This is a genomic window from Brevundimonas sp. (genome assembly GCF_036405315.1).
In the GTDB taxonomy this organism is placed as follows: Bacteria; Pseudomonadota; Alphaproteobacteria; order Caulobacterales; family Caulobacteraceae; genus Brevundimonas.
On sequence record NZ_DASWXW010000122.1, the window covers coordinates 1 to 8,221 of the forward strand.

Sequence of the window (8,221 nt, forward strand, 5' to 3'; positions counted from 1 at the left end):
GGTCGAGACGCTGAAGCGCCGCTGCTTCCCTGAACTCTGGTCGCTGCGCACCAAGCTTTAACCGAGCAACCTTCGCTGCTGGCGCGGGTTTCACCTGCGTCAGCCATGGAGGTTTCTGGTGAGCAGCCCCAACAGTCATGACATCAAGGTTTTGAACCATCTGGCCGTCGGTGTCGTCGACAGCGCCGACGGCTATGCCGAGGCGGCGGCCGAGACGGATGATCCCCGCTATCGCGACCTCTTCCTGCGCCGCAGCGACGAGCGGCGTCGGGTGGCGGCCGATCTGCAAGCGGCGGTGCGCGGCATGGGCGGCCAGTCCGAGGACGAGGGCTCCATCCTGGCCAAGGCGCAGCGCGCCTTCATGGACATCAGGCACGCTCTGATGCGCGACGAGGCCTCGGTCGTCGGCTCGATCGAAAGCAGCGAGGCTCATCTGCAGGCCCGCTTCGACCGCGCCCTCAGCGATGAGGCCCTGTCGGCCACGACCCGTGAAACTATCCGTCGCGCCCAGGCCGCCGTCCGCTCCGGCCACGAGGAAATGCATGTCCTGCGTCGTAGCCTCGAGGGCCAGCGCGACGCGGACAATCCCCTGCATCCGCAGTAGGACGTGGGAATCTCCCTCGCCATGAAGGGGAGGGGGAGGGGGAGGTCGCGCTCAAGCAGCGCGGCGCCGCGCGCGACGCGCGATAGCGCCCCAGAATGATAAAAGGCCCCGGCGTTTCCGCCGGGGCCTCGATCTATCAGCGTTGGGCCGAAGCTGGATTAAGCCTCGTCGCCCTTGTCGGCCGAACCGGTGACCGGAACGGTGGCGCCCTTGGCCGGACGGGTCGTCTGACGCTCGGCGATACGGGCCGACTTACCGCGACGGTCGCGCAGGTAGTAGAGCTTGGCGCGACGGACGACACCGCGGCGCTTCACTTCGATGGACTCGACGTTCGGCGACAGGATCGGGAAGCGACGCTCCACGCCTTCACCGAAGGAAATCTTGCGGACCGTGAAGGTCTCGTTGATGCCGCCGCTGTCGCGGGCGATGCAGACGCCTTCAAACGCCTGGATGCGTTCGCGCTCGCCTTCCTTGATGCGCACGTTGACGCGCAGGGTGTCGCCCGGCTGGAAGTCGGGGATGGTCTTGCCTTCGAGCAGGCGGGCTTTTTCTTCGGCAGCGATCTGCTGGACGATGTTCATGTCTATTCTCCTCGGGCTTTAGCTCCCTTTGCCTTTGATTTGGCGGAGCCAGGCTCCGCAGCCGTCTTTGCAAGATGCGCCGCCCAGAGGTCCGGGCGCCGTTCCCGCGTCGTCTCTTCCCGCTGCGCCTCTCGCCATTGCGCGATCTTCTTGTGATCGCCCGACAGCAGCACCTCGGGAATGTCGTGCCCCTCGAACGTTCGCGGTCGCGTGTACTGCGGGTGTTCCAGAAGGCCGTCCTCGAAGCTTTCGGACGACAGGCTTTCAGCCGCGCCGAGAACACCGGGAACCAGTCGTACGCACGCCTCGATCACCACCATGGCCGCCGCCTCGCCGCCGGCGAGCACCGCGTCCCCGACGGAGACCTCCTCGAACCCGCGTGCGTCGAGCACCCGCTGGTCCACCCCCTCGAAACGACCGCAAAGCACGACGATCCCGTCGGCCTTGGCCCATTCCTTCACTCGCGCCTGCGTCAGGGGTCGACCGCGTGCGCTCATGTACAAAAGCGGCCGGGGCGGGCCTGACAGACTATCGAGAGCCCGGGCCACCACGTCCGCTTTCAGCACCTGACCGGGACCGCCACCCGCGGGGGTGTCGTCCAGGAAGCCGCGCTTATCTTCGGAAAACGCCCGAATGTCCAGCGTCTGCAGATCCCACAGCCCCTTCTCGCGCCAGGCGGTGCCGATCAGAGACACGCCGAGCGGCCCGGGAAAGGCCTCGGGGAACATGGTCAGGACGGTGGCGGTAAAGGGCATGGCGGCCCTTTACCGCTCTCAGACCCCGAAGGCGAGCCTCAGGCGACCGGCTTGCCGCCGCCCGCCGCGATCCAGGCGTCGACCTGATAGGCCAGGACGTCCAGCGGCACCGAGCCGGAGCCGAGGACCACCGCGTGGAAGTCCTTGATGTCGAAGCGGCCGCCCAGGGTCGTCTCGGCCTTGTGGCGCAGTTCCTCGATCTTCAGCTCGCCGATCTTGTAGCTGGTCGCCTGGCCGGGGTTGGTGATGTAACGCTCGACCTCTTTCTGGATGTCACGTTCCGACAGCAGGGAATTCTGGCGGAAGTAGTCCATCGCCTGTTCGCGGGACCACCGCTTGGCATGCAGGCCGGTGTCCGTCACCAGGCGCACCGCACGCCACAGCTCGGTCGAGAGGCGGCCGAAGTCCGAGTATGGGTCCTGATAGAAGCCCATCTCCTTACCCAGTTGTTCGGCGTAGAGGCCCCAGCCCTCGGCGTAGGCGCCGTAGCCGCCGAAGCGACGGAAGCGCGGCAGGCCCTCGATCTCTTGCGCATAGGCGATCTGGAAGTGATGCCCCGGCGCGCCCTCGTGATAGCTGATGCCCTCGATCTGGGGCTTCAGCACCTGGGTCATGTCCGACAGGTTGACGTAGTAGATGCCGGGACGCGAGCCGTCGGGCGCCGGGGCATTGTAGAAGGCGATGGAGGCCGTGGCCTCGCGGAAGGGCTCGACGGCGCGGACCTCCAGCGCCGCCTTGGGCAGGGTCGAGAACCACTGGGGCGCCACCGCCATGACCTGGGCGATGAAGCCGCGGGCGTCGGTCAGATACTGCTCCTTTCCCGCCGCCGTGTTCGGATACTGGAAGCGCGGATCGGTCTTCAGGAAGACGAAGAAGTCCTGTAGCGAGCCGCTGAAGCCGACCTTGGCCTTGATGACCTCCATCTCGGCCTGGATGCGGGCCACCTCGTCCAAACCGATCTGGTGGATCTGGTCGGCGGTCAGGTCGGTCGTGGTCGAGAGCTGCAAGCGGGCGTTGTAATAGGCCTCGCCGTTCGGCAGCCGCCAGACGCCCGCGTCGCTGTCCGCCATCGGCCGGACTTCGGCCAGGGCCGTCAGCACGGTGTCGAAACCGCGCTTGTAGGGGCCGGTCAGGGCCGCGCGGGCCGAGGCCAGCAGGCGGTCCTTGATCGCCTGATCGGCGTCGAGCGCGGCGACCTTCTTCTGGAAGTCGGCCCAGACCGGATTGTCGGCGCCGCCGTCGAAGGGGGCTCCGGTGATGACGTTGCGGGTGTTCTCGATGGAGGGCTCGAAAACGAAGCGGGGCGAGACCACGCCCTCGGCGGCGCGCGCCTTCAGCGTCGTCGCCACCTGGCCCATGTAGCGTTCGGCCTCGCCGATCCGCGAGACATAGGCCTCGGCGTCCGGGACGCTGTTGATGCGATGATTATTGATCAGGAAGACCGGCAGGCTGGTCGTAGGGTTGCCGTTGGCGGCGAACTGGAAGTTCCAGTCGCGCCACTGGTTCGACAGGCGCGCCTGCTGCACGCCGTATTCGAACAGGCGCCAGGACATCTTGCTCTGAGCGCTGAGCTTGGCCGGATCGAACTCGACCTTCATCCGGGCCAGTTGCACCTCCTGCAGGGCCAGGGCGCGGTCGGCGGCGGCGTCGGAGACATCGTCCAGCTTGTCGTAGTCGGTCTTGAGGCCCAGCGAGGTCATCGACTGCGGGCTGAGGGCAATCCGTTCCTGGAAGGCCTGTTCAAAGAAGGCGTTGAGGCGCGCGTCCTCGCTCTGGGCCTGAGCGGGCGCAGCAGCCGGCGCGGCTGTCTGGGCGAAGACGGCGGGCGCCGCAGCGCAGAGCGCCAGAACGGTGGCGGACGAGATCAGAAAACGACGCATGAAACCCCCTCGAAACAACGAGACGGCACTGTTCCCCGAGGCGACGTCGGGCGCAAGTCGCCAGACCCGTCAGGAAGGGCGTCAGCCCCCGCGCAGGTCGGTGATGGTGCGGCCCGGCGCGATCTGTTCGGCGTCGGTGATCAGGTGGACCAGGGCCGGGCGCCCGCCCGCCGCAGCTTCGCGCGCCGCCGCCAGGGCCTCGGGGAAGTCCTCCGTCCGCTCACAGCGGACCGCGAAGGCGTCGAAGGCCTCGGCGAACTTCACGAAGTCGGGGTTCTTCAGCTCGGTGGCGATGACACGGGCCGGGTATTCACGCTCCTGGTGCATGCGGCTGGTGCCGAAGGCACCGTTGTCGACCACCACCACGATGACGCCGAGCCCGTATTGAGCGGCGGTGGCCATTTCATTGGCGCTCATCATGAAGTCGCCGTCGCCGGCGATGCAGACGACCTCGCGCGACGGATCGACGGCCTTGGCCCCCAGCGCCGCCGGATAGCCGTAGCCCATGGCGCCCGAGGTCGGGGCCAACTGGGTGCGGCGGGCCTGATGGCGATGGAAGCGGTGCAGCCAGGCGGCGAAATTGCCTGCGCCGTTGGTCAGGATGGCGTCTTCCGGCAGGGCTTCGGCCAGATGGGCGATGACCTCGCTCATGTTGACGGCGCTGTTCACCGCGATGGGCGACGAGAAGGCGATGAAGTCGGCGTGGGCGGCGGCGCCCTGCTCGCTCCAGGTCCGACCCGGCTCGATGGAGGACAGGGCCAGGGCGGCCAAAGAATTGTCAGAGGCGGCGGCCAGGGCCGGCGCCCAGACGCGGCCCAGTTCTTCCGCACCCGGATGGATGTGGATCAGGGTCTCGGCCGTCCTGACGCGGTCCAGCAGGGTATAGCCCTGGGTCGGGTTCTCGCCCATGCGGGCGCCGATCACCAACAGCAGGTCAGCCGCCTTGACGCGTGCGACCAGCTTCGGGTTCGGCCCCAGGCCCAGGTCGCCCGCATAGCCGGGATGATCGTTGCGGATCAGGTCCTTGCGGCGGAAAGACAAGGCGACGGGCAGGCCCAGACGCTCGGACCAGGCGGAAATCGCGTCGGTGGCGGCGTCGGTCCAGCCGGAGCCCCCGAGGATCAGCATGGGGCGCTCGGCCTTGGCCAGACGCGCCGTCACCTGTTCGATAAAGGCCGGGTCCAGCGCGGCCTTGGCGGCGACCACGGGGCGCGCCGGGGCCGGGCCGCCGTGGTCGTGCAGGATGTTCTCGGGCAGGGCCACGACCACCGGGCCCATGCGGCCCTGCAGGGCGGTGGCGAAGGCGCGCTCGACCACCTCGACGGTGCGTTCCGGGCTTTCGATCTCGGTCGCCCACTTGGCCAGGCCGCCGAAGACCTCGCGGTAGTCGACCTCCTGGAAGGCGCCGCGGCCCCGGTCGGTCAGGGCGATCTGGCCGACGAACAGGATCATCGGCGTGGAGTCCTGATGCGCCGTATGCACGCCGATCGAGGCATGGGTCGCGCCCGGTCCGCGCGTGACCATGCAGACGCCGGGCTTGCCCGTCAGCTTGCCATAGGCCTCGGCCATGTTGGCGGCTCCGGCCTCGTGGCGGCAGACGATGACCTCGATCCGGTCGCGCACGTCGGCCAGGGCGTCTAGCACGGCGAGATAGCTCTCGCCCGGCACACAGAAGACCTTGTCGACCCCGTTCATCACGAGGGTGTCGACCAGACGGCGGGCGGCGGTGTCGAGAGCTTGCGTCATGCTTTCGCCGTTAGCAGATAGAAGGATGAATTGGCCATGCAACCTTATGGCCAAGCTTCACGTTGAAGCTGCCAATCGCCTTTTTTCGGGGAATTCCCATGCGCAAGCTTATCGTCCTCGGCGTCATCGCCGCCGCCCTGACCACCGCCGCCTGCAACACCGTCGCCGGCGTGGGCCGCGATCTGGAAGCCGCCGGCCAGGCCGTGACCTCCAGCTCCAACTCGGCTCGCAACTAGGGCCGCGTCGGCGGGTTTGCGATCGTTTGCGATCCCGCCACAAAAGCTTCGCCACCTTCCCCCAGACTGCCGGCTTCAAATCGGAGAAAGACCACATGGGACTTCTGGACAACGTGTTGGGCGGCCTGGGCGACGACGCCGCCGGCGGCCTGTCGGACCTGCTCAAGGGTCACGGCGGGGTCGCCGGTCTGGCCGAGAAGTTCGGCCAGAACGGCCTGGGCGACGTGGCCGCCTCATGGATCGGCAAGGGCGCCAACGCCGGAGTCTCGGCCGAGCAGATCGCCTCGGTGCTCGGCTCCGGCCCCGTCGCCGACTTCGCCAAGAAGCTGGGCGTCTCGCCGGAACAGGCCAGCGAGACCCTGGCCGGCCTGCTGCCGGAAGCCGTCGACCGGCTGACCCCGAACGGCTCGGCCGAAGGCGCCGACGACCTGCTGGGCGGTCTGCTGAACAACCTGCCGGGCGGCATCGGCGACGCCCTGAGCGGTCTGTTCAAACGCTAAACGAAACGCCGCCGCCTTCTCCACCCTCCGTCATCCTCGGGCTTGACCCGAGGATCGGGCGCCCCGCGCGCTCGACGGCAGGGTGGCGGTCGCGGGTCATTCTCCCTCGATGCAGAGCCGACAGCTCGATCCTCGGGTCAAACCCGAGGATGACGATGGAATGAGGCCCTAGGCCTCGGCCTCATAGGTGACGCCCGTCAGATAGAGCCCGTCTGACGGCGCCACTGGGCCGCAGCGCGCGCGATCCCTCGCCTCAAGCGCCTCGGTCAGGTCGGACACGGCCCAGCGGCCCAGACCGACCTCGGCCAGACTGCCGGCCATCGAGCGCACCTGCCGGTGCAGGAAGCTGCGGGCCTCGAACACCAGATGCACTTCTTCACCGACGCGGCTGACGCGGGCCACGTCCAGGGTCTTGACCGGGCTGGCCGACTGGCACTGGGCGTCGCGGAAGGTGGTGAAGTCGTGCAGGCCGATCAGAGCTTGGGCCGCCGCGTGCATGACCTCGGCGTCCAGCGGCTTCTTGACGTGCCAGACTCGGCCTCGATCCAGGGCCGGACGGCCCGGACGGTTGAGGATGCGATACAGATATTTGCGCCCGTTGGCGGTGAAGCGGGCGTGCCAGTCGTCGCTGACGGGGGCGCAGTCCAGCACCGCCACGGCCTCGTGCATCAGGTGGGCGTTCAGGGCGTTCATCACCGTCCGCGCCGGCCAGTCCCGCTCCAGATCGACATGGCAGGTCTGGCCCGTGGCGTGGACGCCCGTGTCGGTGCGCCCGGCGGCGGCGATGCGCACGGTCTGGCCGCTGAAAGCCGTCACCGCCGTTTCGATCGCGCCCTGCACGGTCGGCTGGCCCGCCTGGGCCTGAAAGCCGTTGTAGGCCGAGCCGTCGTATTCGACGGTAAAACGATACCGGGGCATCAGCCCAGAACCACCCCAGCGGGAATGGGATAACCGCGCAGCATTTCCTCGGCCGACTGCGCCGCCTTGCCGGGGCGCTGCACGCGGGCCAGGCGCACCGCGCCGGTTCCGCAGGCGACCGTCAGGGCGTCGTCCAGCACCTGACCGGGCGCCCCCTGCCCGTCAGCCAGAGCCGACATCAGGGCCTTGATCCGCACGGGCTCTCCGTCGGCCTCGACCTCGAACCAGGCGCCCGGGAAGGGCGACAGGCCGCGAATGTGGGCGTCCACCTCGGCGGCGGGGCGGGTCCAGTCGATGCGGGCCTCGGCGGGGGTGATCTTTTTGGCGTAGGTCGCCTCGCCGACCTGTTCGGTCTCGGTGAAGCCGCCGCGCTCGATGGCGGCCAGGGCGCGGGGCCACAGGGCGGCGCCCAGGTGGGCCATGCGCTCGGTCAGGCTGGCGGCCGTGTCGTCGGGATGGATGTCCATGACCTCGGACAGGATGATCGCGCCCTCGTCCAGACCTTCGCTCATCCGCATGATCTGGGCGCCGGTCTGGCGGTCCCCGGCCATGATGGCGCGCTGGATCGGGGCGGCGCCGCGCCAGCGCGGCAGCAGCGAACCGTGCAGGTTGAAGCAGCCCAGACGCGGGGCCTCCAGCACCTCGGGCTTGAGGATCTGGCCGTAGGCGACGACGCAGGCGGCGTCGAGATCCAGGCTTCTGAAGGTTTCGATGGCTTCGGGGGCCTTCATGCTCTCAGGCGTGAAGACCGGCAGACCCATGGCCTCGGCGAAGGCGTGAACCGGCGACGGCGTCAGCTTCTGCCCCCGGCCCTTGGGGCGCGGCGGCTGCGAATAGACGGCGACGATCTCGTGTCCCGAGGCGATCAGCTCGGCCAGCGACGGCACGGCGAAGTCGGGGGTTCCCATGAAGGCTAGGCGCATGGCCACGCCTTTAGACCGTGGGGCGGATTACATCCAGCGCGTATAGACGCCGCCGCCCTCGTCCCACTCGCCGCCCGC

9 protein-coding genes are annotated in these 8,221 nt (G+C 68.4%); 3 read left to right on the forward strand and 6 right to left on the reverse strand.

Going from position 1 to position 8,221, the window contains the following annotated elements:
- Positions 1–118: 118 nt before the first annotated feature.
- Positions 119–604 (forward strand): PA2169 family four-helix-bundle protein, encoded by a 486-nt coding sequence (locus VGE49_RS07145; RefSeq protein WP_331033872.1) that lies wholly within the window; start codon positions 119–121, stop codon positions 602–604.
- A gap of 158 nt (positions 605–762) precedes the next feature.
- On the opposite strand, the gene rplS is transcribed toward VGE49_RS07145, so the two are convergent.
- From rplS to VGE49_RS07165, 4 genes are all read right to left on the reverse strand, one after another.
- On the reverse strand, positions 763–1,185 hold the full coding sequence (rplS, locus tag VGE49_RS07150) for a 50S ribosomal protein L19 (protein WP_292083849.1): 423 nt from the start codon (positions 1,183–1,185) through the stop codon (positions 763–765).
- 2 nt (positions 1,186–1,187) lie between these two features.
- Positions 1,188–1,940 (reverse strand): tRNA (guanosine(37)-N1)-methyltransferase TrmD, encoded by a 753-nt coding sequence (gene trmD / locus VGE49_RS07155; protein ID WP_331033873.1) that lies wholly within the window; start codon positions 1,938–1,940, stop codon positions 1,188–1,190.
- A gap of 38 nt (positions 1,941–1,978) precedes the next feature.
- Positions 1,979–3,820 (reverse strand): DUF885 domain-containing protein, encoded by a 1,842-nt coding sequence (locus VGE49_RS07160; protein WP_331033874.1) that lies wholly within the window; start codon positions 3,818–3,820, stop codon positions 1,979–1,981.
- A gap of 81 nt (positions 3,821–3,901) precedes the next feature.
- Positions 3,902–5,566, reverse strand: coding sequence for a thiamine pyrophosphate-binding protein (locus VGE49_RS07165; protein ID WP_331033875.1), 1,665 nt, complete (start codon positions 5,564–5,566; stop codon positions 3,902–3,904).
- A 98-nt stretch (positions 5,567–5,664) separates the two neighbouring features.
- On the opposite strand from VGE49_RS07165, the gene VGE49_RS07170 reads away from it, so the two are divergent.
- Both VGE49_RS07170 and VGE49_RS07175 read left to right on the forward strand, forming a co-directional pair.
- A complete protein-coding gene (locus VGE49_RS07170) occupies positions 5,665–5,802 on the forward strand; it encodes an entericidin A/B family lipoprotein (RefSeq protein ID WP_105563734.1) in 138 nt (45 codons plus the stop codon).
- Positions 5,803–5,897: 95 nt separating this feature from the next.
- Entirely contained in the window at positions 5,898–6,302 is a 405-nt protein-coding gene (locus VGE49_RS07175; RefSeq protein WP_331033876.1) for a YidB family protein, read from the forward strand.
- 168 nt (positions 6,303–6,470) lie between these two features.
- Here the strand turns inward: VGE49_RS07175 and truA are convergent, their stop codons facing one another.
- Together truA and fmt are read right to left on the reverse strand one after the other, a co-directional pair.
- On the reverse strand, positions 6,471–7,220 hold the full coding sequence (gene truA, locus VGE49_RS07180; protein ID WP_331033877.1) for a tRNA pseudouridine(38-40) synthase TruA: 750 nt from the start codon (positions 7,218–7,220) through the stop codon (positions 6,471–6,473).
- Positions 7,220–8,143 (reverse strand): methionyl-tRNA formyltransferase, encoded by a 924-nt coding sequence (fmt, locus tag VGE49_RS07185; protein ID WP_331033878.1) that lies wholly within the window; start codon positions 8,141–8,143, stop codon positions 7,220–7,222. The genes truA and fmt overlap by 1 nt, the downstream gene beginning before the upstream one ends.
- Positions 8,144–8,221: the final 78 nt, after the last annotated feature.